The organism is Nostoc sp. DedQUE12b, assembly GCF_034530835.1.
Classification (GTDB): Bacteria; Cyanobacteriota; Cyanobacteriia; order Cyanobacteriales; family Nostocaceae; genus Nostoc.
This window is the reverse complement of the sequence record NZ_JAVRCI010000043.1, coordinates 21,690-48,601: the sequence shown is the minus strand read 5'-3', so window position 1 is coordinate 48,601 and position 26,912 is coordinate 21,690. Positions and strand designations below refer to the sequence as shown.

Genomic DNA, 26,912 nt, shown 5'->3' with positions numbered 1-26,912 from the left:
CCAGCCAAGATTGCAGACATGTCTGTGAGCCGGGAGAAATTTTATGATATGTCAGTACATTAATCAACTTTCCTGGAGCAAATAGAGAATATTTCTCAATGCAGCTAGGTTTTATATTAAGAAGATCAATAGTATCTTCAAAAGATTTCTACAGCAGTATACAACTGATGAAAGTTAATTAATGGGTTAATCAAAAATTCTAGCAATCCATTTTGATTTAGGTGCATCTGTTGAATATGTGAGTGTAATTAGGGTTCAGCATCAGCGATATCTACGACAGACTACACCTACACACACTGCAAACTTTGTATATGTAGAGAGAATTTGTGACAAAGTTCTCAAGTTTTCCTATGTCTGCATCCACTATTAGATTATCGCGATCGCGCTGAAAATAGCGTTAGAGCAAAGCTGGGTAGTACAGAAAATATCTGTAATTCACAGTTGGGCAAACTCTAAATTGATTGTGCGAATTGCCAAGCAATAAACTGGTTTGCTTAAGAGTATAACCCAGTAAAAAATTAACCGTGCTTTACTCCGAATCATATCGGATGCTGCCATGATAGAGCAGCGTGGAATATTACATAGTATTTAGTTTTAAACTCTAGGGTATGAGCTTCGAGAATCGTTTTGATATTCACTTACTTCAGCATAGCCTTCCTAATTGTGTTGTCTATTTACTGAACTGGAGTTGGAATTTTAGAGAAGGTGTTACCGAGATATGAAACGTTCAAAACAACTGATTTTTTGCTGCCCGATTCATACCTGCTATCTTGATTAAGGCAAAGTATTATGAAATCTATGTCACAAAGTCCAAACTTTAAAATAATCCCTTATATTATTTTGTTTGTAAGTATTTTACTTAGTATCTGTGGACAATTGCTCATGAAAAATGCCATGCTTTATACAGGTGAGGGAGTATTTACTTGGGATTTTATTCAAAAACTATCATTAGCTATTACTGTTTATTGTTTAGGAATAGTAAATTGGATATTGGCTCTGCGATCTGTAAAATTGAGTATCGCTTATCCACTGACAAGTTTAAATTATGTCGGGATACTTTTCGGTTCATACTACTTTTTTAATGAGGTGATTACACTAACTAGAGTAGTAGGAGTCGTCACTATCTTCTTGGGTGTTCTTTTAGTAGTTATCCCTATAAAAAATCTCAAATTTAGATAAATAATTACTATTACTTGAAAATTTCAAAATGAGCATTTTTACTTGGCTAAATTTAATACTTGTTGTTTTGTTTGGAACAACAGCTCAACTCTCACTCAAGTATGGAATTTACATCTCTAACTCTAATAAAGGAGAAAGCGGTTCTCTCAAAAATCTCTTATTATCTCGTTATTTTTTGATTTGGTTTATCTGCTATACATTTATGACTATATTGTGGCTTTATGTATTGCGGACAATTCCTTTAAGTCAAGCGTTTCCAGTTTTAGGATTAATGTATGCATTTGTACCAATTGCTTCTCACTATCTTTTAAAAGAAGAAGTTGTTTTTAGTCAGTGGTTAGGAATCTCCGTTATTATAACTGGTGTAATTCTAGTTGGACATTAACAGCTTAATAGGCAAATTATTAATTTATTAATATTAACAGTTTCTGAAATAATCCTCTAAAAAAAATTCACAAAATCTAAATCTAATTTATGAACATAGGCATTGTTGGCGGAGGTATAACTGGGCTAGTATTAGCTCAACGTCTTTCACATCAAGGACATGAAGTCACTGTCTTTGATAGTAATAAGCAGCTTGGTGGACTTACTACCTATCATGATTACGGACTATTTACCTGGGATCGCTTTTATCATGTTATCCTACCTTCTGATACTCACTTAATAAATTTTCTCAGAGATATTGGTCTTGGAGATAAATTGCGTTGGCATCGAAGTTTAACAGGCTTTTATGACAATAAAAAGTTTTATTCTATTAGTAACAGTATAGAATTTCTACGTTTTCCTCTATTTGGGCTTATAGGTAAAATCAGATTAGCTTTTACTCTTCTATATGGTTCACGCCTTAATAACTGGCGGCGCTTAGAGAAGATTTTAGTTGAAGATTGGCTATTGAAACTTGGTGGTAAAAACACATACGAAAAGCTGTGGAAACCTTTGCTTTTATCCAAATTAGGAGAAAACTATAAGCGAATATCAGCAGTTTTTATTTGGGCTTATATAAAACGACTATTTTCAGCGCGCGATTCTTCATTAAATAAAGAACAACTTGGTTATGTCTCAGGCGGTTACAAAACTGTTTTTGATCATATAGAAAAATTAGTTTACGCGGCTGGAGGTCATATCCACAAAGGTGTTGCAGTTGAATATATTGCACCTCATCCAGGTGGTGGAATGTGGGTAGAATCTCAGGGTAAAAAAGAGCATTTTGATAAAGTTATCTTTACTGGCCCAGTTAATATTTTGCAACAGGTTGCTGCAAAGGATCTGGTGAAAGTTTCAGACACTGGTAAAACAGTAGAATACCTGGGTGTAATCTGTATGGTACTGATTACTCGTAAGCCTCTAGTTCCTTATTACGTAGTAAATATTGCCGATAAGAACATTCCTTTTACCGGAGTTATCGGTATGAGTAACTTAGTTTCTTTACAAGAAACAGCAGGGTATCACATTACATTTCTACCAAAATATATACTTTCCACTGACCCGTTGTTAAAACAACCAGATGACGAATTACGCCCAATATTTTTTCAAGGTATACGTTTAATGTTTCCCGAACTTAAAGCAGATGACATTGTAGCAGCACATATTAATCGAGCGATTAAAGTGCAGCCACTACAAGTTTTAAATTATTCCAGCCTTGTTCCAAAAGTGAGTACTGAAAACGATGATTTTTTCGTCGTCAATACCTCACAGTTGGTCAACGATAGCGTCAACAACAACGCAGTAGTTCGACAAGTCGATGAATTTCTCAAAAAATCAGCATTACTGAATTCTTGAAATTTGAGTAATCCCACTTTATTTTAAAAAATCACACGAGGTCTTTATGAGTCTTTTTGTTCTTCTACCCGCATATAACGAGCAAGAATCAATTCGACCCTTGTTCAAAAAGTTTCAAACATTGCAGCAAATCTTTAACATAGAGATAGAATTGATTCTTGTTGATGATGGCAGTAGCGATAAAACTGCTCAGACTGCAATAGATGAATCTCAATCACTAGGTATATTACTGAAATTAGTCCAACATCCCAAAAATGCTGGTTTAGGTCAAGCAATTAAAACAGGTTTCACGACTTTCTTAGAAATTTCCAAAGAAGGTGATTTTTTAGCGGCGATGGATTGTGATAATACTCAACCACCAGAACTGCTAATAAAAATGTATGACACTATGATAGCTGGTAGCTATGATATTGCGATCGCATCTAGATATCGAAAAGGTTCTAAAGTCATAGGCTTATCAAAATTTAGAGAGCTGATGAGTTACGGAGCCAGCTGGCTTTTCAGAATTGCCGCCCGTGTACCAGGCGTAAAAGACTACACTTGTGGTTACAGACTGTATAACCGCACTTTCCTCAGTAAACTAGATATGTATTATGGAGACAATCTATTCACTGAAAGTGGATTTGCTTGCATGATAGATTTACTGCTGAAAGCCAAAGCCCTCAAACCAAAAATCGTAGAAATTCCAATGGTTTTGAGATACGATCAAAAGCCGAGTGCTAGCAAAATGAAAATTGTGAAAACTATTACTCGAACCCTAAAGCTCTTGTTTAAGAATCTACTATCAACAGAGCCAACTTCTAATTTAGGTCAGACTTTCAAACAGCAAGAAACAGTCAGAATTCCAATAAAAATGGCAAACCGTAAATAAACCTGAGAAGAAAAGTCTAGATTCTTTGGTTGAGAAGAGTGCCAGTAAATACATATAGACAGGTGTATTTTTCTACATTTATACAAAAGCGGAGCTTTCCTTGCTCCGCTTTTGTATTCTGACTTCTGAATTATTCGTCAAATAGCTCCAAATTTATAGTCTGTGAGCGGATTTGCCAAGGTGTTGTTAAAGGGGAGGGAAATCCACACGTTTTTCTAGCAACTGTGGCTTTTACTCATTTGTTAGACTGAACAAACCAGGATTTTTCAGTCAAATCTCTGAACTACGCCAGCAGACGAGGCTACCCCATGCTTACAAGTACGCTACTTCTCTCGAATCAACTTCCCACTCTCCAATATTCCTCCACACCAGAGCGTTTCGATGAAACCTGGGAAGCCCCACTGGCTACCCTTCTGGGACTAGGACGCGCCGCTGGTGCTGACTTCATCGAATTATTTTTAGAGCGTCGCAACTACATTAGTTCTCTTGCAGAAGATGACGCTATCACGAGTATTTCACCCAGTCTGTCTACAGGCGCGGGAGTCAGAGTATTTCGTGGTAAAGCTGACTGTTACGTTAGCACCAATGACCTTTCGTTTTCCGGTTTGAAAGCAGCCTTAGAAAAAGGTCTTTCTATCTTGGGATTGCAACTACCCACTGCTAAAGCTTTCATCCCAGAAATCAACCTAGAATTACTCAGAGATTACGCCAGCAAAAGAGGTAAAGATGCATGGTTACCAGTGTGTAGCTCCATCCGAGAAATGGGAGAAATCCTTCTTGATGGTACTGCCCACCTGAAGCAAAAAGCTAGCCACGTCCAATCGCGCCGTGCTACCTATTTTCGGGATTGGCAAGAAGTTTTAATCGCTGCCAGTGACGGGACTTTTGCCCGTGATATTCGCCTCACACAATCAGTCGGATTTAACTTGTTGTGTGCTGATGGTGCTAATCGTACCTCAATTGGCGATCGCGCGGGTAATACTAGCGATGCCAACTTTTTGCGAACTTGGGATTCTCAACAAGCCGCTGAAAAAATAGCAGAATCGGCTGGAAAAATGCTCTACGCAGATTATGTGGATTCAGGTACTTATCCCATCATTATGGCCAATCACTTTGGCGGCGTAATCTTCCACGAAGCTTGCGGACACCTATTAGAAACCACTCAAATAGAACGCAATACCTCTCCCTTTGCTGATAAAAAAGGCGAAAAAATTGCCCACGAAAGTTTGACAGCCTGGGATGAAGGGCGCTCTGAAAATGCCTTCGGGACAATTGACATGGATGACGAAGGTATGCCAGCTCAAAGAACCCTCTTAATTGAAAAAGGCGTTCTGAAAAACTTCTTAGCAGATAGAACAGGTTCCTCACGCACTGGACACCCCAGAACTGGAAGTGGACGCCGCCAAAATTATACCTATGCCGCTGCTAGCCGGATGCGTAATACTTATATTGATTCTGGCGAATATAGTATTGATGAATTATTTGCCTCTGTTGATAAAGGTATTTACTGTAAAAAGATGGGTGGTGGTAGCGTTGGTGCTACAGGTCAATTTAACTTTAGTGTTGATGAAGCTTATTTGATTGAAAATGGCAAAATCACCAAACCGCTAAAGGGAGCAATTCTCATCGGTGAAGCTAAGGAAATTATGAATAAAATTTCCATGTGTTCTCAAGATTTGGAAATTGCACCAGGTTTTTGTGGCTCCGTTAGTGGCAGTATTTACACCACTGTAGGACAACCCCATATCAAGGTTGATTCTATTACTGTAGGTGGAAGATAACTTTATCAACTTCCAGGTTCTACCTGGAAATGCTTTCTTCGTGGCTCTGCCACTTATTTTATCCAAAAAAAGGCAGAAGCCTTCTATTATTACACTCCCAGACTGAAGTAGGGAGCGAGAAAATCCCAAATCCAAAATTGACTATGCCGAATATCAATGAAATTGCAAATTCTGCCAAGGATAATGCTGATAAGCTTGGTATTAAGAAATTCGACATTTATGGCTCAACAGTAGATGATACTAGTGTGCAAGTAGACCAAGGTGAGCCAAAACAAGTTAAAGCTTCAAATCGCTCTGGTGTTACTGTTCGTGTCTGGAATGAAGATAATACAATGGGTGTCACCAGCACCACAGATGTAGACCCCAAGGGACTAGAATTAGCTTTGAAAACTGCCTACGAAGCCAGTTTCTTCGGTGTTAAAGAAAATGTTCCTGATTTTAGTCCAGAGGCTACTGTTCCTATTCCAAGTAAACCTCTGCATAAGGCACCTCAAGCACCTGTTGCTGAACTTATAGAAAAATTGTTGGTAGCTGAAAAAGAACTACTGGCAGCTCACCCAGCAATTAAAGGTGTACCTTATAATGGTTTGTCTCAAAGAGATATTGACAGATTTTATCTCAATAGCGACGGTGCAGTAAGAACAGAATCTCACTCTTTGGCATCAGTTTATCTTTATAGCAAAACTGAGGAAGATGGCAAAAAACCGCGTAGTGCAGGCGCTTTTAGAATCAACCAAAGTTTAGATAATCTAGATATTCATGGTTGCATCAAAGAGACTGCCGATAAAACTATCAGTCACTTGAATTATGAAAAAATCAAAACTGGTAAATATCGAGTTGTTTTCTCAGCAGAAGCTTTCTTAAGTCTGCTGGGTGCTTTTTCTAACTTATTCAATGCCCAAAGTATTTTAGACAATCAAAGTCTATCTACGCCTGATGATTTAGGTAAGGAAATTGCTTCTCCTTTGATTTCAGTTTATGATGATGCACTGCACCCAGCTAACGTTGGTGCAGAAACTTTTGATGGCGAAGGAACTCCCACTCGTCAAATTTCGCTGATTGAAAATGGCGTATTAACAGGATTTCTCCATAGTGCTGGCACTGCTAAAAGGTTAAATGCCCAGCCAACTGGTAATGCTAGTATTGGTGCAAAAGTCAGCGTCAGTCCCAATTTTTATCACGTATTTTCAACAGCAACTCCTGAGCAAGAATTGAGCTTAGAAACTGCTGAAAATGTGATTTTTATTGATGATTTACAGGCGCTCCATGCTGGAGTTAAATCTTTGCAAGGTTCGTTTTCTTTGCCGTTTGATGGTTGGCTAGTTAATAAGGGTGTCAGGACGAGTATTGAGTCAGCAACTGTTGCTGGCGATTTCTTGGAACTTTTAAAGTCGATTATTTATGTAGAAAAAGAGCCAGAGTTAACGCCAGGGGGAGTTTGCCCGAAAATCTGGGTTAATGAACTGTCGATTACTGGTGAGTAAAAGTTAAAAAGTAGAGAGTTAGGAGTTAAGTTAAACTCTTAACTCATTACTTTTGTATAATGAGCGATCATTAATATTCACCACCTACGCTAATGTCAGTATTAAAGACATCAGCACCAGTTAAATCAATATTAGCCAAAACTGCGCCATTTACGTCAGTATTATATAAATGAGCATTACTCAAATCAACGTTGGTAAGATTAGCATTATTTAAGCTAGTACCATTGACAAAGGCATCTGTAAGATTAGCAGACTTCAAATTGGCACCAGTTAAATCAGCACCTTCTAAGTTAGCACCTTCGAGGTTGGCTCCTTTTAAATTTGCATTTCTCAAGTCAACACCGATTAGATGAGCGCCTTTGAGGTTAGCTCCTACTAGATTGCATCCGGAACATTCTCTAGTTTCCAACAAGCGGCGGACAGGGGCGGAATTTTCTGCTTTGACGGGAATGGGAGCAGCTAAAGATAGCGTGCTGAGTAAGGCTGCTGCCGTCAAAAAAATTCGTTTCATATTTTACCTCCGACACTTCTAGAAGTCATGAAATTCTGAGCTTCTACGATACCAGTGTGCCAAGATTACAGGATTCTGTCCTCATGCGATCGGAGGAATATATATTTTCTATGAGACTAGGTATTCTTCCGTTAGATAGTCCGATGGGAGTAAATTTCAAACTGAGATTATATTAAGCCTTGCCGCTACCTAATAAATACAAAAGCGCCATCCGAACCGCGACACCGCTGGTAACTTGTGATTGAATGAGACTAAATTCTGGGTCATCCATCAATTCAGAACTAATTTCAACACCACGATTAACTGGGCCTGGATGCAAAACTTTGACGTTAGGTTTACAAAGTTGCAGTTTTGTGCGTGTAATACCAAATAGTTGATGATATTCTCGCAAACTTGGTAATAAATGAGCCGTCATCCGTTCCTTTTGCAGACGTAAAGTCATGACAAAATCTGCATTTTGCAAAGCTGGTTCTAGCTGCCAATGTAGAAAAAGTTGGGGATTGGGGGAATTACTTCTGACTTCTGACTCACTTCGACTCCTTTCGACTTCGCTCAAGGCAAGTCGCTCAGTGACTTCCTGACTCCTGCCTTCTACTTCCTCCGAGATAAACTCGGCAAATAATTTAGGTAAGAGGGTTGGTGGTGCTGCCAAATGTACTTCGGCACCACTGGCAATTAAACTCCAAATATTCGATCGCGCCACACGAGAATGGAGAATATCCCCGACAATGGCAATCTTTTTCCCCTTTAAAAGTTCTAGTCGCGGACTGGCTGGGTCAATTAGAGTAGTTATGGTGAATAAATCTAGCAGTGCTTGGGAAGGATGCTCATGTTGACCATCACCAGCATTGAGGACGCTAACTCGTACACCGAGGCGATCCATTTCAGATGCGATCGCATTTGGTACTCCAGCCTCTCGATGGCGGACTACCATAATATCAGTTCCCATCGCCAAATAGGTTTTCGCCGTGTCGAGAATTGTTTCTCCCTTGGTCATAGAAGATGTGGCGGCGGCGAAGTTCAGTGTATCTGCACTTAAGCGTTTGGCAGCAAGTTCAAAACTGCTGCGGGTGCGGGTAGACGATTCAAAGAATAAATTCGCCACCACCTGTCCCTGCAAGGTTGGTACTTTCTTTGTCCGCCGTGATAGCACCTCTTGAAAACTGGCAGCAGTTTGCAAAACTGTATCGTATTCAGTAGTAGTGAAGTCAGCTAGGGAAAGAATGTGATGACGATTCCAGGTAGTAGTAGGCATAGAATTTGGAAAGTTGGGACAAGGGGAGCAGGGGAGCAGGGGAGCAGGGGAGCAGGGGAGCAGGGGAGAAGTAGCAGTAAGTCTTTCGCCTCTGCCTTTTTGCCCCTCTGCCCCTCTGCCTCTTGTACTCAATTCCCAATACCCAATCCCTTCATGTTGGTAAATGAAAAACGTTTAAAGCTAGAGAAATTAAGCTGAGGAACGTTAAAAACCCGATTGTATCTAGCATTGTAGTCACTAACGGGCCACTAACCAAAGCAGGGTCAAGCTTGAGTCGTTTCAAAGCCATTGGTAGTAAAGTGCCGAGCGTAACAGCCACAATTGTATTAGTTGCCATGACCATTCCGGCAATTAAAGCCACCCATCGCTCTTGAGGTCGCGCCCAAATTAAGGAAAGCAGGATCATCGTTGTGGCTAAAGCCAGAGCTGTACCTAAACCAGCTAGAAGTTCCTTGCGAAGAATTTTTAAGGTATCTTTGGGTGTTACCTCTCCCACTCCCAAGCCGCGAATTGTTACCGTTAATGATTGAATACCGACAGTACCACCAGTGTTAGAAAAAATTGGCATGATTACTGCTAAAACTGGCACTGCGGCAATTACAGATTGAAAAGGCGCGATCGCACTGGCTGCACCAATATACATGGCCATGATGCCCAACAGCCAAGGTAAGCGATTGCGAATGGTGAGTAAGGGAGAGGATAAAGCTGCTTCATCACCACTGACACCCCCCAGTTTTTGGATATCTTCTGTGGCTTCCTCTTCCAAAATATCCATGACATCATCAATGGTGACAATGCCCACCAATCGGTCTTCTCGGTCAACTACAGGAATAGCGATTAAGTCGTAGCGCTGCATGATTCGCGCCACTTCTTCTTGGGGAGTTTCAGTTTTCACTTTGATGACACGATCGCTAGCAATATCCTTGATGAAAACATCGGGAAAGGTAAACAGCAATTGGCGTAGTGAAACTACTCTTACCAGCGTCCGATTATCATCTGTGACGTAAGCGTAGTAAATCGACTCCTTGTCTTCGTCCTGACGGCGGATTTTGCTCAAGGCTTCGCCTACGGTCAATCCCTGCCGTAATCGCACATATTCAGTTGTCATCACTCGCCCAGCAGTACCTTCTGGATAGCCGAGAATTGTTGCTGTTGCTTGTCTTTGTTCTGGACTCAGTTCTTGCAATAGCCGTTTGATTACCCCAGCAGGTAGTTCATCAAATAATTCTGCCCGTTCGTCGGGACTCATGGCTTCTACAAGTTGCACTACCTGGACATCATGCAGAGAATTAATTAGTTCTTCTTGCACTTCTGTCGGCAGATATTCAAATACATCAATTGCCTGAGCTTTATTGAGTAAACGAAATGCGATCGCCCGTTGTTGTTCGGGCAATTGTGTAATGTATTCTCCCACATCCACAGGTTGCAAACGATTTAAATCCCATTTCAGCTGGTTTAAATCGGTAGTATCAGCCAAAAAATCACGAATATCTTGTGTGAGCATCATATATATCTCCTAAGTCTCCCCCGCGCTGGGAGACTTCCTCACCACAGCTCAGAGGAGGTTGATACTGCCATCTTGTGGACTATTGCCCATAAAATTTCAACAATTCAATATCGATAGCTAAATCAAAGCATTGCTAGTCATCATCCTAACCTGGAACAGCGCTGTCCGGTAGATGCTGAGAAAATTTTATATCTTTAGTAGCTTTATATAAATTTTTAGCTTGCTACCTTGATTTTTTTTGGCGGAATTATTCTGCGATCGTAGTCAATAATAATCTGTGAGAACTAGCGATCGCGAATAAATAACTATATGGATGGCTAAAAAAAGGAGAGTGGTCTCCAAACAAGGGATTAGAAAACTTCTGTATATTTACAAATGCTTGAAGTTCAGTAATCTAAATTAAGATACTCTTACTTGAGTGTCGTTAACTGACTACTAAATCATAAATAGCTTCTAGCTTGGCAGTTTGCTTGTGAATATCAAAATTTTCGCAAATAAACTCTCGTCCTTTTTTACCCATACTTTTAGCTAAAGCCCGATCAGACAAAAGAATATCTAATTTTTCCGCGAGAGCTTGATCGTCTTTTTCATCAACTAAAAAGCCAGTTTCTCCATCTAAAATAGCATCAGGGATAGCGCTATGCCAGGTAGAAGCTATTGGTAAACCAGAAGCGGCGGCTTCCAATATTGAAAGCGGTAAACCTTCACTATCACCGTTTTTTGCTGTTTGACTTGGTAGAGAAAATATTTCTGCATTTCTCATAGTTTTTTGAATCACTTCATAAGGTTTTGCCCCCATAAAATTGACTCTATTACTAATACCAAGCTCATCTGCTAGAGTTTTGAATTTTTCAGTCATTGTGCCATTTCCAATTTGGATAATTGACACATCTGGATGCTTACTGGCAATCCGGGCAAAGGCTTTTAATAGGGTATCAATTCCTTTTTTTTCAGTATGTCTGCCTACACATAAAATATATCTTTCACCTTTTGATTCACTGGCTGGGGCAAATTTTTTTAAATCTATACCACTATTTAGTTTAACAATTTTATCTTCAGGATAACCATATTCAATCATCTTTTTATACAAGAAACTAGAAAAAGCAATAAATTTAGACGCTTTTTGTTTTAATTCTTCTTCATGCAAAAGAAATTGATAGAATGCTGGATTACCTGACAGCCACATAGAGCGACGTGAAACTGTAATATCAAACCCGTAAAATGTAACGATGAAAGGAATATTTAGTTTTTCTGCCAATCGCATTGCGTAAATACCATCTGGCCCAAAATGCCCGTGAATTAATTTTAGATTTTTTAGTTCAGCCTCGTTGCCAAACATATTTGGTGAAGCAGAAATTATATGAAATAGTTGCTTAATTTTCCATTGATCATTATTACTAATAGCAATATTGTCAAAAGGAATTTCTTCTAATAGCTTACAAGTAAGAAATAACGGTTTGTATGTTTGTAAGTTATGGGCTTGTTCTCCGATAAAAGTTTCTGATACTCTCGGATAAGCTCGACGATACATCCCAACTGTTTTCATTGTGTTACTCCTATTTAAGATTAATATTTCTCTTTCCAGAAACTGAACAAGATATTGGGTAAAAAACTTTTAATTTCTTTATATATTCATGCCCTTGGTTCTATCTGCTGCCATTTTGGATAAAATCGTAATTACCTGATTCATTCAGAACAGCAACAACAATTTAGTTTTTTCAAGCTAATACTAGTCTAAATCAGTGCTGCAATTATTTATGTTAGTAAGTGAAATAACAATTTTTCCTGAAAATATTATTTAGTAAATACCTTGGGGTGTAATAAAGCAAACTAGGATATTTATTATGTAAACAAATCGATTAATTTTTTATGACTTAAGCATTGACAGATCAGCCAAAATAGCAACTATCCTTTTCAAGGCTTCTAGGTAGATTTTTGCGATGCCTGCGGTAAATGCTCACCTACGCAACTAACAAAATATGCTTTGTAAAAGGCTGAACCGAGGTTTTGATGTAAATGCACAAGATGATTTATTTGTAAAGTGCATAAACCCTAGTTTTTAGCAAACTTGATTGGGTTGAGGATAGCCTCCCTTTCTTAAGTGCAATTAGCTGCTGAATGAATCTTTAACACAAACACATCAATTTTAAAACATATCTACATTAAAATTATATTTATTAAATAAATATTTTTCTAAAAAAATGATTTAGTTTATACCAGCATAAGCATAACCTCGGAGTAGTGATTTAGTTTAGACTAGCATAAGCTCATCCTTCGGAGTTAGACACTCTTGATTTTTTGACATCATCCCACCACTGAGATTATGTCCGGCTAATTAGTTATAATTCCCGAATCTATGCACAAAGCCCAAAAAGCCCTCACCTCTGCGGTCTTAATTATAAGTCTTTAACCGGACACGATATTATTCCACTCACGCAGAGATCGTATTTATAGAGAAGATTAACGTTTCCGTATGCCCTACGGTACGGAATCCCATCTCCATGTCCCATTCTCCAAGTGCAAGAAACCTACTCCTTTAAGGGGTGAAATTCTGCAAGTAGTTCTAAACCAAACCATGAAAACATCTACCAAATTGCTAACTCGCCTGGACTATTACTACCAGCAAATCAAAACAATCATCCTGACTCGTCAAAATCCAATTACTGGTTTACTACCTGCAAGCACGGCGATTACAGCCCACGGCGATTATACTGATGCCTGGGTGCGAGACAACGTTTATAGCATTTTGGCAGTTTGGGGTTTAGGACTTGCATACCGCAAGATTGACGACAACAAAGGACGTACCTATGAACTAGAACACAGTGTGATCAAACTGATGCGCGGGTTGCTCTTTGCAATGATGCGACAGGCTCATAAAGTAGAGACATTTAAACATACTCAGTCGCTACTGGATGGACTACACGCCAAATATAATACCGCAACCGGTGACATTGTTGTTGGTGATGATGAATGGGGACATTTGCAACTTGATGCCACATCTATATTTTTGCTAATGTTGGCGCAAATGACGGCAGCCGGATTGCCAATAATTTATAGCATTGATGAAGTGAACTTCGTCCAAAATTTAGTTTACTACATTGGACGAGCTTACCGCACACCAGATTACGGCATTTGGGAACGTGGGAATAAAATTAACCGTGGTAGTGCTGAATTAAATGCCAGTTCTGTAGGCATGGCAAAAGCTGCTTTAGAAGCTATCAATGGACTGGATTTGTTTGGTGTGCATGGTAGTCAAGCATCGGTGATTCACGTGCTACCAGATGAAATCGCCCGTGCCCGGATTACTTTAGAATCGCTATTACCGAGGGAATCTGGTTCCAAAGAAATTGATGCGGCACTGTTAAGTATTATTAGTTATCCTGCCTTTGCAGTAGAAGATTTGGAGTTACGCGATCGCACTTTAAACGATATTATCAATAAACTTGCAGGTAAATACGGTTGCAAACGTTTTCTGCGTGATGGACACCAAACCGTTTTAGAAGATAATCAGCGCTTGCACTACGAACCGTGGGAACTCAAACAATTTGAGCATATTGAATGCGAATGGCCGCTATTTTTCACTTATTTAGTTCTAGATGGATTATTTCGCGGTGAACAAGAACAAGTTATAAAATACCAAAAACTTTTAGAATCATTACTCATAGAACAAGATGGTTTGCGTTTATTGCCAGAACTTTATTATGTTCCCGCAGAAAATATAGAAGCAGAAAAGTTAGCACCTCAAACGCAAGCACGTTTGCCCAATGAAAATATTCCCTTAGTGTGGGCGCAGAGTTTATATTTTCTCGGTGAAATGTTGAGTGAAGGTTTACTGGCGGTTGGTGATATCGACCCTTTGGGAAGACATTTGTGTGTAGGAAAACAGCGCGAAGCATTGGTACAAATTGCCTTGTTAGCAGAAGATGAAGATTTACAAACAAAACTAGAAGTTCACGGAATTGAAGCACAAACGCCTACTCAAGTAGAACCGATTCAAGTGAGAAAAGCTGGAGAATTTTCAGCTATTTATACTCAAATCGGACGTAACGATAAACTTGGTTTAACTGGACGGCCAGTGCGGCGGCTGCGAAGTTTAACAACGTCTAGAATCTTCCGGATTAGCGGTGAAACAATTGTATTTTTGCCTTCATTCTCAGACTCTCAACAGTTTTACTTAACCCTTGATTACCATTTTCTGCTGGATCAAATTAGAAGCGAACTAGCTTACATTCAAAAATATTGGAGCGATTTAGGGCGTCCTACTCTGACTTTAATGTTGACGCACACCATGTTAGAAAGTGGTTCTGAGGCATTACTAGAACTGATGCAAGAACTCAAAGATGGTGTTTGTAACGGCGTGCGGATAAAATTAGGGCGGCTAAATCAGCTAATGTTGACAGCTGGAATTCAAAGAATTGATTTTCTTCCCAATGCAGAATTCTCGCGATCGCCAGTGAAAAATGCTAGCCCACGTTGCTATTATTTAGCTTATCATCCTGAGAAAAACTGGCGCTTAGGGCATACCCAAGAATTTCAAATGGAGTGTGAAACCAACTTTGGGCTATTACTTTCTCATTTGCGCTCATCTGAGAATATCTATGAGCAAATTGAGTTACTGCAAACTTTAACTCGCTTGCAGGGAATGAAATTTGATACAGGATATGGCGGCCCAGGATATCCTGTCACAGTAGGCGATTTGCTCGATGAAGTTTATACCAAAGCTGGAGATTTAGGCATTTGGGCAGTAGTGCGTCGGGCCGCGGGGTTACGCCAAATGGTTGATATCAGCCTATCAGATGCAGTAACGAGTATTTTGGTACGGGGCAAGCAAATTGCTGTGGGTAAAGCTTACAGCGAAGCGTCCTTAATTAGCGTACCCATGTCTCACGATGAAATTGCCGATAAAATTAACCATTTTTGTCGTGAAGATATCCGCGATCGCGTCCTTACCCAAGAGATTTTAATCTATGTTGGTATCTTAATTCGCTCAGAACCCGAACTATTTCAGGGACTTTTAACGCTGAGAGTCGGCTATATCATCCTGTTGATAACCAGCGAACTAGCGCAGGAATTACATGTCACTCAAGATGAAGCTTACGATCGCTTAATGCAACTTTCACCCTTTGAAGTGAAAATGCGTTTGCGTCAGGTATTAACTGGATACACTGGTATGAGTAACCTGTTACGCCAACAAGAATCACTGCACGTCAAACAAAAAGAAAGTGATATTGCTTGGGTAGTGCTACCAGGAATCGCCGAAGGGATAGAAGTTCCGCCGGGTGGTTGGCGGCGGTTTCGCCAAGCTGAAGGTGCGACGGGACGCGTACCAAAAGAATTTTTTAAGCAAGTTTGGCTATTAATGCAACATTGCAAGGGTCTAGTAATTGGTGATAAACTAGAACGCCGCAATCGTTTAGATAGCGAGATAATGCTGTCGGAAATGACAGCGGGGGAAAGAAATTTTGCGCTGTTAGTTGAGCATTTGCTGAATAAAATCGAAGCTACAGAATATCGCCAAGTTAATATTGAAGCACTAATCGAATTAGCTGCGATCGCTGCCAATAATCCCAAGTTGCAAATTGAAGAATATATCGTGTTGGATGTGTTAATTGGCCATGCAGTGCGATTGGCGTGGTTAGAGAATCATAGTCAACGCAGCGATCGCTATGATGAGGATAAAGCGAGTGCGTGGCGATCGTTTTACAATACTTCACCTAGAGATTGCGCTAGTTATATTTTGAAGGCATTCAGGTTCTTGACGGAATTTGTGAAGGATTTTTAAACGCAGAGGGGCGCAAAGGGAAGCGCAGAGGAGCGCAGAGGATGAGAGAGAATGAGTTGAGTGGGGTGATTATTGGTTGTGCGATGAGGGTGCATACTGCTTTGGGGCCTGGTTTGTTGGAGTCGGCTTATGAGGAGTGCTGGGATTATGAGTTGAAGAAGGCCGGGTTGAATGTTGGTAAACAAATTCCACTGCCCTTAGTTTATCAAGAAGTGAAATTAGAATGCGTCTATCGATTAGATTTGATTGTCGAAAACCAAGTAATTGTAGAGATTAAATCTGTAGAATCCTTCCACCCAATTCACTCCGTTCAACTCCTAACCTATCTCAAACTAGCAAACTGCAAACTAGGTCTTCTCCTCAACTTTAACGTCCTCCACCTCAGAGAAGGCATCAAACGCGTAGCCAACAACCTCTAACTCCTCCTCTCACTCTCTTTCATCCTCTGCGAACCTCTGCGCTTCCCTTTGCGCCCCTTTGCGTTGAAAAAAAATATCCCCCACCTCCGATTCCAAAAGCAGGGGTTTTATTAAAGCTACTTAACAGAAACAGCATCAACATCAATGGTGCTTCCACTAGAGGTAGAACCCTCAGTAGTATTAGGTGCTTCAGCACCCACCTCACCCTTACGAGCTTTCCAGCCTTCAATTACTAGCCCAGACACTTCACTAACTAGCAGAGTCAAAAGGAAAACATCATCAATCTGTCCCGCAACGGGTATAAAATCTGGGAGAATATCAAATGGGCTGACTAAATAAACCAACGTTCCTAAAATTACCCACCAACGGTATTTGGGGTTACGAAGCACACTGCGATACCAGGCGTAAAGTGATTGGATTGAAAATTTCATATTTTGAACCTCCAGTTATCTTTTATTTTGACAAATTATCCTAAAAACTCACGGTGCGAATAACCGTCCTAGTTAGTCTGGAAGACGCTACTAGTAATTTCTCAACAAAGATAAATCAGTAGGTAGCGGGTTCATCCCAAACAGGCGAAAGTTGTTTGTTTATAGGGCTGATTAATCACTTGGTGCTGATATCTCCTGCCCTAGCCATAAGAGATATGCCTCTGTACTGATTGTACTTTGCTAGAGATTTTATAAATTGCTCGGTATAGTCTTAAACTCCTGTGCAGATCCCAAAGAATAATCTTCTAATTTAAAATCAGCAAAAGGCTTCTTTTCTAACCTATTCCGTAATGCCTCGTCAAAAATGACACCTGATGATTCTCTTTTAACACCAATAATTATCACACTTGTCTGATATGTCGTTAAATCCTGATTTGCCTGACAATCACTGCGTTGAAATTGGCCCAAATTCAATAAGCGATAACTTTTGACACTTGGTGTATTAATAAATAATTTTTTAACCAAAAGTTGTATTTGTTTAGAACGTTCTAAAGCTACACGTTCTTGAACTGATCTATCGCCTTTACAAGAAGCTGTACCGACAGAGATAATCTCACTGGGAGATTCCATTATCTTCTCTATACCTTCTTGTTCTAAGTTCAACTTCAAAAGGTCAACACTAATAATTTCATCATTGTATTTAATTTGAAAATTGCTATCTAAAAGCCATTTATATTTTAGTGATAAAACTGCTATATTAAACTCAGCAATCCTTCCCTGACTATCCCTACCTTCTTGATAAGAAAAGTAATCAATATTACCTTTTCTCTCTGGATATTGTCTGTAATAGGATGTTTCAAAAAAATCTGATTTTCGCGTTGCTAAAGCCACTATACTAAGTAATGCTAATACTACTAGTAGAACTGCAAAAAATGCCAACAGTGGCACTTTTTCTGGCTGCTTATTTGGAGGCAATGAGTTATTATTAATATCTCCAGATAAATGTTCAAGGTTAGAAGCTTCTAAGATATTACTATTTATCGAAGTCGTATCTGTTAATTGAGTTTCGATTTCTTCTAGAGAATGCAAAATTTCTTGAGTATTGGCAGGACGTTTTTCTATATCTGACGCTGTTAGCCAATCAATTAAATTCAATAGTAAGGGTGAAATATGGGTAGCATGATTTTGCCAGTGCAATAAATTTTGCTGGACATCATACATCTCCAAAGGATGGTGTCCTGTCAGCAAAAATACAAAAGTGCGTCCCAAAGCAAAGAAATCTGACTGCGCTACTGCTTGACCATTCATTTGTTCTGGGGCGCTGTAGCCAGATGACATCAGTGCTGTCATCTTGTCGCCGTTGCTTAGTTGGTCTTGGTAGGTTTTATTAATTTCACTGGCGGTGCCAAAATCAATCAGTACTAGATTCCCCCAACCCTGCTCAAGGGGGGATCTAATCATGATGTTAGATGGCTTAATATCTCGATGTAGGTACTGTTTGCTATGTACTACATCTAAAATTTCTATCAACTGTCTTAACCAGTCTATGGCTTGTTCTTGGGATATGGGGCTATTTTGCTGCTGTAGCCACTGTTCTAAGTTGTAGCCATCGATTTTTTCCATTGCAATGCAATGCAACACTAAACCATTTCGGGTTTGATACTGGAAGTAACTATCTTCTTTGGGAATTCCGGGATGCTTGAATTGTCCCAACACTGTTACTTCTTGCTGAAATAGTTCTACTGCTTTGGCGTCGCCTGATAAATCCTCTTTGAGTATCTTGAGAATTTGGGGGGTATCTTGCTCGTATGCCTCATAAATTTTACTAAAACCTGTTTTGTCACTCAATAGGCACGTCACTCGATAACGCCCTAGCAATTCTAGATGAGAACCACAACTTTGACAAAAGCGGTTTTGATGATTATTCGGGTGATTTGGTTTAGGGCAAACAGGGTTGATACAAAGGCTCATGACAGGGGAGTGTGGAGTGGAGAAGCGGGGGAGCAGGGGAGCAGGGGAGCAGGGGGCAGGGGAGCAGCACTTCGGCTACGCTCAGTGACCGCGGAGCAGGGGAGAAATTGCAGTAAGTTTTCCCCTCTGCACCTCTGCCTCTTATGCCCAATCCCCACTTGCCCTGAGCGGAGCCGAAGGGATGCCCCATGCCCAATCCCCCTAGACATCGCTCCTATTAATTCTTCTGTTGCTATATGACTAATCCCGTCTAATAATCATGAGATTTTTGATCTGTGTTCTGCCAAGAAAGCTGCCACAGTTTGGTTAAATGCCTCTGGTTGTGTCAAAAATGGCCAATGATTACCGGGAACTTGGCAGATACGTAAGTTTTGAAGATAGGTTTTGTAGGGTTGAATTTGCCAATTTTGGCGGTTTAGTCCTTGTTTTGGCTGGATGAATAGGGCAGGAGTGTCAAGGGGAATTGTAAAACCGGGCACTTGCATCACTGCCTCAAAAATTCCGTCACGGGCGGTTATGGTAAATTTGCTGCCCCAACTCCCATCGGGTTTTTGTTCTATTCCTGCTTGAAAGACTTGCTCTTGTAAAGAAGTCCATCCTTGATATTGCTTTAATTGCCGTGCTTGTTGTTCAGCTTCTTCCTGATTGGCAAAGGGCCCCATGCTTTTAAGAAAAGGCAAGAAGCGATATAACATCGGGAAAGTTACCCTGAGAAGACTGGGCATTTTCCAGATAAAAATCGGATCGACGAGAATTATACTTCGTAAACGCTTTGGGTTTTGTCTTGCCCAGATGGCGGCTAATTTTCCTGTCCACGAGTGACTTACAATATGGACAAAAGTCCATCCAAGATTATCCATGAGTGCTTCAAGGTCTGCGATCGCACTCTCAAAGCTATAATCTATCTTTGGTTTACTACTTTGGCCATGTCCGCGCATATCTGGCGCAACTATGTGATAATCCGCCGCCAAGTAATCTCCTAAACTAGACCACACCAGAGCATGATCGCCTAAGCCATGTAACAGCAGTAAAGGTTCTTGACCTTGATTCCATTCTAAATAAGAAACTTGGATATCAGGCTTTGATAAAGTTTGACGTACAGGCATCATTGCACATCCAGGCTTAGATAGTTTTGCGTTTATATGGTACTGCGAAAGAAGATGGGGAGCAGCACTTCGGCTACGCTCAGTGACCGAGGAGCAGAGGAGCAGAAGAGGCAGGGGGGCAGGGGAGGATATTAATAACCAATGACAAATGACCAATGACTAATGACAAATTCAATTGTTACCGTTTACCACTTTATGACTCTGAGGATTGTACCAATTGACACGAAATAATGAGGCTAATGAATGCCAAGATCAAGAAAAGGATGCCCCAAGGATATTAAAAGTACTATGCCAGAATTACACCAATCAATTGCCCAGCATTATCACGAACGGACTAAATACAACCCTGAGACTCTCGCTTCCAAAAGTCAGCGCTTAGACTGGACTAAACAGCCAGTGCCTTTTAAAGAGTACAAAATTGGCTCTACTTTTGATCTCAAACCCTATATCCAAGAAAAAGCAGAGGCTTATGCTAATAATCCAGATGCTCAATGGTGGCAAAGACTTTCACGGCTATTGTTTCGCAGTTATGGATTGACGGCGAAAATGCCTTCTATGGGTAGTGCAGTGTATTTACGCGCTGCTCCCAGTGCAGGCGGACTATACCCTGCCGAGGTGTATGTGGTTTCCCGTGGTACGTTGTTATTGCCGCCTGGTCTATATAACTACCAGTGTCGAACTCATTCTCTCATGCATTATTGGGAAAGTGATGTTTGGCAAACTCTTCAAGAGTCTTGTTTCTGGCATCCTTCTTTAGAAAATACCCAATTGGCAATTATTATCACTGCGGTATTCTATCGTTCTGCATGGCGCTATGAAGATCGGGCTTATCGGCGGATTTTTCTGGATACGGGACATCTGTTGGGTAATATCGAGTTAGCTGGTGCGGTTACTGATTATCGCCCTCATTTAATCGGCGGTTTTGTGGATGAATCAGTTAACGATCTGCTTTATGTCGATCCGCAACAAGAAGGTGCGATCGCTGTCTTACCTCTAGCAGACTTGTTAGATGTTAATCAAAATTTACCATTGGGATGTACTGCTTTACCTTCCGCTACTGAAACCAGTTATCCTCAAATCCCTGATGGCGAATTATTAACATATTTCCATCGACACACCCAGATCCAACCAGGTGTAACTGGTAATCTTAATCTACCAACTATTAAACAAGAAAAATCTTTAGAGGATAAATACAATTTTCCTTTCTGTTTAAAAATTCCCACCACCACCGTACCTATAAACTGGGGACAAAAACTATCAGAGCTGGAAACCACTATGTATAAGCGACGCTCTACCCGCGCTTACAATGGTGATGATTTAAGCTTCGATGAATTGAAAAGTTTACTTGATTTTACTTACCAACCGCAAAATTACATTGACCAAAGCTTAGATATTTCTCCAGACTACTTCGATCTAAATTTAATCGAAACATTTATTGCTGTTTGCGGAGTCAAAGGACTGGAGGCGGGTTGTTACTATTACGCACCCAAAGCCCAAGAATTACGCCAAATCCGGTTTAAAAACTTTCGGCGAGAGTTACATTTTCTCTGTTTAGGACAAGAATTAGGGCGGGATGCGGCAGCAGTGTTATTTCATACAGCCGATTTGAAAGCTGCGATCGCACAATATGGCGATCGCGTTTACCGTTACTTGCATATGGATGCCGGTCATTTGGGACAACGCCTTAATTTAGCGGCAATGCACCTGAATGTAGGTGTCAGTGGTATCGGTGGATTCTTTGACGATCAAGTAAATGAAGTTTTGGGTATTCCTGCTGATGAAGCTGTTTTATATATCACTACATTGGGACGCCCAAGATAAAAATAATCCCAGAGACGCGGAGAATCCAGAGAGTTTCTTTCTCTGTCCTTTACGTCTCTGTACAAGCTTACGGGGCTACAAAAAGGACTAGGATGCAGATAAAATTAGCCTCATCGCCCTTTGTTCTTGTTGGTAGTACTGGTGCTTGTTAGGACTTAGTACCAATAATTCGGCAACTAACTCGTAGGAATCTTCCACATCCATCCATATAATCCAATATAAAAACTGCTATGACGGCAAATAGTCCGTCCAGATTCTTTAATTCTACTAATGTATTTTTGTATACACATATATTGATTTATGGTTGGGATCTAAATACCCATCCATGACGTAATTCAGAATTGCGTTAGCGCAGCGTTAGCGAGTCTGCGTACTCTTTCAGAGAAGCAAGCTACGCTTTTAGCGTCTCGTAGAGAGCGTCATTGCGAATTGCGAATGGGGATTTTGGTAAATCCGGGTAATTTACGTTTTAGTCAGTTTTTCCTGAATGAATGTCCTGTTTTGCCTCTCGACTAGCTGTAGATGTGATTAGAAACGGATTATTAGGGAGAATTCTTTGAGCATCGAAAACGACGGTCGCGGCAGTGGCAGGTAGTGTTATGGCTTTTGTATTAGTTATAGATAGCGTCGGCGCAGCCCAACTTAGTCATCGCTATAGACTGGTGAAGCTCCGATATTAAGCTGGTATTATGTTGAATGGGGCAAGAGTGATTTAAAAGGGTTAATGTCTCTTACCTGCTCCCAGATATAGCTCACCCACTTTCGGGTCATTCAACAATTCTTCACCAGGGCCGGAGATCGCATCACGTCCCGATTCTAATACATATCCACGATTAGCCATCTCTAAAGCTTTACGGGCATTTTGTTCTACTAATACGATCGCAGTACCTGTCTGATTAATTTGTTTAATCTGCTCGAACACTTGTGTCACCAAAATCGGCGACAAAGCAGCAGATGGCTCATCTAAAATCAGCAAACCAGGTTCCAACATCAAAGCTTTGCCCATCGCTAGCATCTGGCGTTCTCCTCCAGAGAGAGTACCAGCGCGTTGACGACGGCGATCGCTTAGTCTAGGAAACATAGTAAATATTTTATCTTTAATTGGTTTCAGGGGAACGTTAAGCACAAAAGCACCCATCTCCAAATTCTCTTCAACACTGAGAGAGGGGAAAACATTGGCGATTTGCGGTACATAGCACATTCCTCGTTGGACAATTTGATTGGACTTTAGCCCCACGATATTTTCACCTTTGAAGGTAATTGTGCCTGTGTGGGGGATCAAAAGCCCAAAAATTGCTTTTGCCAAAGTAGATTTACCTGCACCGTTGGGACCAATCACTGTCACCAATTCCCCTGGTGCAACCTGAAAGTTCACACCTTGCAGGATATCTACATCTTTGATGTATCCGGCGTGAACATTTTGAACATCTAGTAAATAGTCATTTGTCATTGGTCACTTGTACTGAGCGTTCGCGTAGCGTCTCGTAGAGAAGGCGTTGGCGCAGCCTCTCGTAGAGAAGTATTTGTCATTGGTCATTGGTCAACAGTCAAGTCAAGCATAACTATTGACTGTTGACTATGGACTATTGTGGGGTTTTTTGCAACTCTGGTCGTTCTTCTGGAAGAATTGCCCCTTCTACAGGGCAAACTTGGAGACAGATGCCACAGTCGATGCAAGTGGCAAAATCAATCCAGTACCAATCAGTTCCCTTGGTGTTTTTGCCTGGGCCATCATGAATACAAGCTACTGGACAGGCATCTACGCAATCTGCAACGCCTTCACAGACTTCTGTAACAATTGTATGCGGCATGTTCTCGATTCCCTCTTTTCTGTATCGGCTATTTCTAGCCTAGCAGGGGAGCAGAGGAGCAGGGGAGCAGGGGAAAGTTCTTCTATAAGTTCTTTCCCCTCTACCCCTCTGCCCCTCTGCCCCTTTTGCCCAATGCTCAACTTACTTAACGCAATCGTTCTATTTTTGGTGAACCATCAGCTTTGATCCAGGCAATTTGGGCAATGCCGCGATCGCTTCCATATTGGCGAATCGCCTCTGCATCTCTTCCTCCTAAGTCAATTTCTACTCGTACCAAATCAGTAGAATCTCTGAGTTTTTGCGCATAGACAAAGGCGGCGGCGTTAGCACTAGCTGTCTCTGGTGCTACCAACCAGTCACTCGCTGGAGTTTCTTGTGGTAATTGCTGAGTAGACAAAAGAACTTGGTATAAATCTTCGATACTTAGTCCAAAACCAATTCCGGGAATGTTTTCTCCTTGAGGATGATATAGCCCCAAAAGCTGGTCATAGCGACCACCGCGCCCTAAAACTCTGGCTTGGGATTCGGTATCATTGACAACTTCAAAGACGATACCAGTGTAGTAGTCTATAGTTTGGATCAGGCTGAGGTCGAGGATTAACGGAAATTTTTTCTCTGATTCTAGTAATTCTACTAGGGATTTGAGGTTATTCACTGCCTCTCGCTGTTCTTCATCTAAATCCAGACTACTAACTTTTTGCAACACGTCTGCACTTGATCCACGCAAATCCATGATGATTTGGGCGCGATCGCGCAGTTTGTCACTTAGGGGTAAATTATCTATGGTAATGCGGTCAAGATGAGCGATCGCACTGCGAACTCGATCCTGTAAATTAGCAGGAAAGGCACTCAGGAGCGATCGGGTAATTCCCGCTTCACCCAAAATTAAATGCCATCCCTGCAAACCCAGTGCTGCTAAACAATCTGCTACTAACAGTAGTACTTCCGCATTCGCTAGCAATCCACCAGCACCTAACAACTCCACCCCAGCTTGATAAAACTCTTGCTGGCGATTATGCCTACTTTCCCAAGTGCGACGAAACACATTGGCGTTGTAATACAACCGTTGTGGATAAGTGACACCAGCCATCCGAGTGACAACAGTACGAGCAATAGATGCTGTTAATTCTGGGCGTAGCCCCAATTCATCATCTTCGCCATTTTGTTGTAGTTGAATCACCATCTGACGCTGGATTGCTTCCCCCGCCATCAGGGTATCCATCCGCTCTAAAGTCGAGGTGATAATCCTGTGATATCCCCAACGATGAAACACCTGCTGTAACCGATCTTCAATCCAGCGTTTTTTCTCCACATCCAAGGGCAATAAATCCCTGGCTCCCGCTGCTGGTTGATACACCATTATTTTTTCTTCCCACCAAACAAACCACCGAACAAACCACTACCAGATTTATCTGGTTGCTTATCTCCATTATTGGGGGATGAAGTCACCTTCTGATCGCTAGGTTGTTGTCCTAAAGCCTTATCTATTTTAGGTTTCCATTGCAGAGCCGTTTCGTCACTGGGATCTAATTTGAGAGCGTTGTCAAAGTGGATTTTGGCCATTTTTAGCTGATTTTGCTTCAAATACACCATTGCAATTAAGCTATGACAGCGGCTATTTTTTGGTTCTAGCTTCAGGGCCTCTTGCAACTCTACTTTGGCTGGGGCAAATTGGTTTTTGTCAATCAAAGATTGAGCGCGACGAATATACTGTTCTACAATCAAGTCTTCTTTTGGTGGCGCTGGTGCTGGTGCTGGTGGTGTATTTTTTGGTGTGTTTGGCTGAGGTGTACTTGATTGGACTTTGGGTTGAGCAGGTAGCGGCGCGGCGGATGCTTTACCCGCACTCCGCATTAAATACACTAAATTCAACTCACTAGCTTGGGCAATGACTTGCAGTGCTTGTTCTAAAGAATCATATTGAGTTTGGGCTAGTTTTGCGATCGCAGTTTTATAAAAATGATCGATATTAGCTGCCTCAACTAACTGTTTAGCCAAGTCGGTATTTAGAGTTACCGAAGTCGACTCTTGTACCAGACGCTTGCCAATTTGCGACAAAATTAGAATATATTCAGTGCGAGTGCGCTCGCTAGCAAGTTTTTCGTAAGCTGGGTTAACTAGCTTTGATAACAATTCGTTACCGAGATGTTTTTGAGCAGCAGTTTCAGTAAGACTACTGTCTGGGTGCAAACGGCGGGCGACTTGGAGATAGCGTTTGCGAATCTCTTTGACATCGGCATCAACTGGAACGCACAGCACTGCGTGATGATCTATGAAATCATATTTAAATAGTCCACGATCTATTTTGAAAGACATATAGAGTTTTTGCACCAAAGGAGCAGTTAGATTGCTTTTAGTGTACCCAAAGTCGTAGAGAAAGCCCCCATCTGTTACACCCAAGCTGACAGCGGCGGAAGCCGTAAAAGTTCGCTACTGAGGGAGTCGTGAATATAACTATTTGTAGCAAGAATTCTACCAGACTCAATTTTGACAGTAGTGCCATCGTAGGCGGTGATTTTGCCTCCGGCTTCTTGTACCAAAATTATCCCAGCGGCAATATCCCAAGGAGAGAGTCCCCGTTCCCAGTAACCATCGACACGTCCACAGGCAACATAAGCCAAATCTAGCGATGCCGAACCGCTACGTCTAACTCCTTGGGTAAGATGGGTAAGATGAGTAAATTCAGCATAGTTATTATCAGAGGTTTCGCGGCGATCGTAGGCAAATCCTGTTACTAGTAGGCTTTTATTCAGTTCAGATGTTACTGAAACCTTGATCGGCTGACGGTTACGCGTTGCCCCTAAGCCAGCAGCAGCCCGGAATAGCTCATTATGAAATGGGTCATAAATGACACCAACTTGGGGAACGCCATTAATTAACAGCCCGATGGAAACGGCGAAAAAAGGGTATTGATGAGCGTAATTGGTTGTGCCATCGAGAGGATCTATTGCCCAGAGATATTCATTCTGTTGATTACCTAATTTCCCTGACTCTTCAGCGAGGATCGAGTGCTGGGGAAAGTGGCAACGCAAAATTTCTAAAATCAACTCCTCTGAGGCTTTATCAGCAGCAGTAACTAAATCACCAGGGCGTCCTTTTTCAATAATTGCGTCTTCTAACTTACCCAAGTAACCTTGCAAAATAGCACCAGCAGCTAAGGCCGCTTCTGTAGCAATATCTAGAAAAATTTGTAGATTTGTCATT

21 protein-coding genes and 1 pseudogene are annotated in these 26,912 nt (G+C 41.1%); 9 read left to right on the top strand and 13 right to left on the bottom strand.

The features are described from left to right. Positions 1 to 798: 798 nt before the first annotated feature. The 6 genes from RMY16_RS20370 to RMY16_RS20345 all read left to right on the top strand — a co-directional run bounded on the left by RMY16_RS20370 (position 799) and on the right by RMY16_RS20345 (position 7,094). Entirely contained in the window at positions 799 to 1,179 is a 381-nt protein-coding gene (locus RMY16_RS20370; protein ID WP_322737927.1) for an EamA family transporter, read from the top strand. Between the two features lie 28 nt (positions 1,180 to 1,207). After that, a complete protein-coding gene (locus RMY16_RS20365) occupies positions 1,208 to 1,564 on the top strand; it encodes an EamA family transporter (protein ID WP_322737926.1) in 357 nt (118 codons plus the stop codon). An 89-nt stretch (positions 1,565 to 1,653) separates the two neighbouring features. After that, complete coding sequence (locus RMY16_RS20360; protein ID WP_322737925.1) at positions 1,654 to 2,958, top strand: NAD(P)/FAD-dependent oxidoreductase; 1,305 nt, start codon at positions 1,654 to 1,656, stop codon at positions 2,956 to 2,958. Between the two features lie 46 nt (positions 2,959 to 3,004). After that, complete coding sequence (locus tag RMY16_RS20355; protein WP_322660364.1) at positions 3,005 to 3,829, top strand: glycosyltransferase family 2 protein; 825 nt, start codon at positions 3,005 to 3,007, stop codon at positions 3,827 to 3,829. 308 nt (positions 3,830 to 4,137) lie between these two features. Continuing rightward, entirely contained in the window at positions 4,138 to 5,610 is a 1,473-nt protein-coding gene (locus RMY16_RS20350) for a TldD/PmbA family protein (protein WP_322737924.1), read from the top strand. 143 nt (positions 5,611 to 5,753) lie between these two features. After that, positions 5,754 to 7,094 (top strand): TldD/PmbA family protein, encoded by a 1,341-nt coding sequence (locus RMY16_RS20345; protein ID WP_322737923.1) that lies wholly within the window; start codon positions 5,754 to 5,756, stop codon positions 7,092 to 7,094. 70 nt (positions 7,095 to 7,164) lie between these two features. On the opposite strand, the gene RMY16_RS20340 is transcribed toward RMY16_RS20345, so the two are convergent. From RMY16_RS20340 to RMY16_RS20325, 4 genes are all read right to left on the bottom strand, one after another. After that, complete coding sequence (locus RMY16_RS20340; RefSeq protein ID WP_322660370.1) at positions 7,165 to 7,605, bottom strand: pentapeptide repeat-containing protein; 441 nt, start codon at positions 7,603 to 7,605, stop codon at positions 7,165 to 7,167. A 172-nt stretch (positions 7,606 to 7,777) separates the two neighbouring features. Continuing rightward, a complete protein-coding gene (locus tag RMY16_RS20335; protein ID WP_322737922.1) occupies positions 7,778 to 8,860 on the bottom strand; it encodes an aspartate carbamoyltransferase catalytic subunit in 1,083 nt (360 codons plus the stop codon). A 151-nt stretch (positions 8,861 to 9,011) separates the two neighbouring features. Next, positions 9,012 to 10,364 (bottom strand): magnesium transporter, encoded by a 1,353-nt coding sequence (gene mgtE, locus RMY16_RS20330; protein ID WP_322660451.1) that lies wholly within the window; start codon positions 10,362 to 10,364, stop codon positions 9,012 to 9,014. 427 nt (positions 10,365 to 10,791) lie between these two features. Further along, positions 10,792 to 11,913, bottom strand: a complete 1,122-nt coding sequence (locus RMY16_RS20325; RefSeq protein WP_322660374.1) for a glycosyltransferase — start codon at positions 11,911 to 11,913, stop codon at positions 10,792 to 10,794. Positions 11,914 to 12,942: 1,029 nt separating this feature from the next. Here RMY16_RS20325 and RMY16_RS20320 point away from each other — a divergent pair. Then, positions 12,943 to 16,149, top strand: coding sequence for a glycoside hydrolase family 15 protein (locus RMY16_RS20320; RefSeq protein ID WP_322737921.1), 3,207 nt, complete (start codon positions 12,943 to 12,945; stop codon positions 16,147 to 16,149). A gap of 41 nt (positions 16,150 to 16,190) precedes the next feature. Next, the gene (locus RMY16_RS20315) at positions 16,191 to 16,568 is read left to right on the top strand and encodes a GxxExxY protein (protein ID WP_322737920.1); all 378 of its coding nucleotides are present in this window, start codon (positions 16,191 to 16,193) and stop codon (positions 16,566 to 16,568) included. Positions 16,569 to 16,684: 116 nt separating this feature from the next. On the opposite strand, the gene RMY16_RS20310 is transcribed toward RMY16_RS20315, so the two are convergent. The 3 genes from RMY16_RS20310 to RMY16_RS20300 form a co-directional block, all read right to left on the bottom strand. Further along, entirely contained in the window at positions 16,685 to 16,999 is a 315-nt protein-coding gene (locus RMY16_RS20310; RefSeq protein ID WP_322660380.1) for a YkvA family protein, read from the bottom strand. 249 nt (positions 17,000 to 17,248) lie between these two features. Beyond that, entirely contained in the window at positions 17,249 to 18,970 is a 1,722-nt protein-coding gene (locus RMY16_RS20305) for a serine/threonine-protein kinase (RefSeq protein ID WP_322737919.1), read from the bottom strand. A 257-nt stretch (positions 18,971 to 19,227) separates the two neighbouring features. Beyond that, positions 19,228 to 20,076, bottom strand: coding sequence for an alpha/beta hydrolase (locus tag RMY16_RS20300; protein ID WP_322737942.1), 849 nt, complete (start codon positions 20,074 to 20,076; stop codon positions 19,228 to 19,230). A 288-nt stretch (positions 20,077 to 20,364) separates the two neighbouring features. On the opposite strand from RMY16_RS20300, the gene RMY16_RS20295 reads away from it, so the two are divergent. Beyond that, positions 20,365 to 21,897 carry a SagB/ThcOx family dehydrogenase gene (locus RMY16_RS20295; protein ID WP_322737941.1) on the top strand — a complete coding sequence of 511 codons (1,533 nt, stop codon included), beginning with the start codon at positions 20,365 to 20,367 and terminating at the stop codon, positions 21,895 to 21,897. Positions 21,898 to 21,984: 87 nt separating this feature from the next. On the opposite strand, the pseudogene RMY16_RS20290 reads toward RMY16_RS20295, so the two are convergent. The 6 genes and pseudogenes from RMY16_RS20290 to RMY16_RS20265 form a co-directional block, all read right to left on the bottom strand. After that, a pseudogene (locus RMY16_RS20290) lies at positions 21,985 to 22,181 on the bottom strand (IS4 family transposase); the annotation flags it as partial. A gap of 437 nt (positions 22,182 to 22,618) precedes the next feature. After that, entirely contained in the window at positions 22,619 to 23,347 is a 729-nt protein-coding gene (locus RMY16_RS20285; RefSeq protein WP_322660384.1) for an ABC transporter ATP-binding protein, read from the bottom strand. A 133-nt stretch (positions 23,348 to 23,480) separates the two neighbouring features. Continuing rightward, positions 23,481 to 23,708, bottom strand: coding sequence for a ferredoxin family protein (locus RMY16_RS20280; protein ID WP_322660386.1), 228 nt, complete (start codon positions 23,706 to 23,708; stop codon positions 23,481 to 23,483). 145 nt (positions 23,709 to 23,853) lie between these two features. Continuing rightward, positions 23,854 to 25,068, bottom strand: coding sequence for an ATP phosphoribosyltransferase regulatory subunit (locus tag RMY16_RS20275; protein ID WP_322737918.1), 1,215 nt, complete (start codon positions 25,066 to 25,068; stop codon positions 23,854 to 23,856). Then, positions 25,068 to 26,024, bottom strand: a complete 957-nt coding sequence (locus RMY16_RS20270) for a J domain-containing protein (RefSeq protein ID WP_322737917.1) — start codon at positions 26,022 to 26,024, stop codon at positions 25,068 to 25,070. The genes RMY16_RS20275 and RMY16_RS20270 overlap by 1 nt, the downstream gene beginning before the upstream one ends. 74 nt (positions 26,025 to 26,098) lie before the next feature. Further along, entirely contained in the window at positions 26,099 to 26,911 is an 813-nt protein-coding gene (locus tag RMY16_RS20265; protein WP_322737916.1) for an inositol monophosphatase family protein, read from the bottom strand. Position 26,912: the final 1 nt, after the last annotated feature.

Bases quoted from the DNA above. Each gene is read 5' to 3' on its own strand.
- RMY16_RS20300 (WP_322737942.1), bottom strand. From the start codon at position 20,076: ATGCCTGTACGTCAAACTTTATCAAAGCCTGATATCCAAGTTTCTTAT.
- RMY16_RS20270 (WP_322737917.1), bottom strand. From the start codon at position 26,024: ATGTCTTTCAAAATAGATCGTGGACTATTTAAATATGATTTCATAGAT.
- RMY16_RS20265 (WP_322737916.1), bottom strand. From the start codon at position 26,911: ATGACAAATCTACAAATTTTTCTAGATATTGCTACAGAAGCGGCCTTA.
- RMY16_RS20305 (WP_322737919.1), bottom strand. From the start codon at position 18,970: ATGAGCCTTTGTATCAACCCTGTTTGCCCTAAACCAAATCACCCGAAT.
- RMY16_RS20350 (WP_322737924.1), top strand. From the start codon at position 4,138: ATGCTTACAAGTACGCTACTTCTCTCGAATCAACTTCCCACTCTCCAA.
- mgtE (WP_322660451.1), bottom strand. From the start codon at position 10,364: ATGCTCACACAAGATATTCGTGATTTTTTGGCTGATACTACCGATTTA.
- RMY16_RS20365 (WP_322737926.1), top strand. From the start codon at position 1,208: ATGAGCATTTTTACTTGGCTAAATTTAATACTTGTTGTTTTGTTTGGA.
- RMY16_RS20345 (WP_322737923.1), top strand. From the start codon at position 5,754: ATGCCGAATATCAATGAAATTGCAAATTCTGCCAAGGATAATGCTGAT.
- RMY16_RS20340 (WP_322660370.1), bottom strand. From the start codon at position 7,605: ATGAAACGAATTTTTTTGACGGCAGCAGCCTTACTCAGCACGCTATCT.
- RMY16_RS20280 (WP_322660386.1), bottom strand. From the start codon at position 23,708: ATGCCGCATACAATTGTTACAGAAGTCTGTGAAGGCGTTGCAGATTGC.
- RMY16_RS20285 (WP_322660384.1), bottom strand. From the start codon at position 23,347: ATGACAAATGACTATTTACTAGATGTTCAAAATGTTCACGCCGGATAC.
- RMY16_RS20355 (WP_322660364.1), top strand. From the start codon at position 3,005: ATGAGTCTTTTTGTTCTTCTACCCGCATATAACGAGCAAGAATCAATT.
- RMY16_RS20360 (WP_322737925.1), top strand. From the start codon at position 1,654: ATGAACATAGGCATTGTTGGCGGAGGTATAACTGGGCTAGTATTAGCT.
- RMY16_RS20315 (WP_322737920.1), top strand. From the start codon at position 16,191: ATGAGAGAGAATGAGTTGAGTGGGGTGATTATTGGTTGTGCGATGAGG.
- RMY16_RS20275 (WP_322737918.1), bottom strand. From the start codon at position 25,068: ATGGTGTATCAACCAGCAGCGGGAGCCAGGGATTTATTGCCCTTGGAT.
- RMY16_RS20370 (WP_322737927.1), top strand. From the start codon at position 799: ATGTCACAAAGTCCAAACTTTAAAATAATCCCTTATATTATTTTGTTT.
- RMY16_RS20320 (WP_322737921.1), top strand. From the start codon at position 12,943: ATGAAAACATCTACCAAATTGCTAACTCGCCTGGACTATTACTACCAG.
- RMY16_RS20295 (WP_322737941.1), top strand. From the start codon at position 20,365: ATGCCAGAATTACACCAATCAATTGCCCAGCATTATCACGAACGGACT.
- RMY16_RS20325 (WP_322660374.1), bottom strand. From the start codon at position 11,913: ATGAAAACAGTTGGGATGTATCGTCGAGCTTATCCGAGAGTATCAGAA.
- RMY16_RS20310 (WP_322660380.1), bottom strand. From the start codon at position 16,999: ATGAAATTTTCAATCCAATCACTTTACGCCTGGTATCGCAGTGTGCTT.
- RMY16_RS20335 (WP_322737922.1), bottom strand. From the start codon at position 8,860: ATGCCTACTACTACCTGGAATCGTCATCACATTCTTTCCCTAGCTGAC.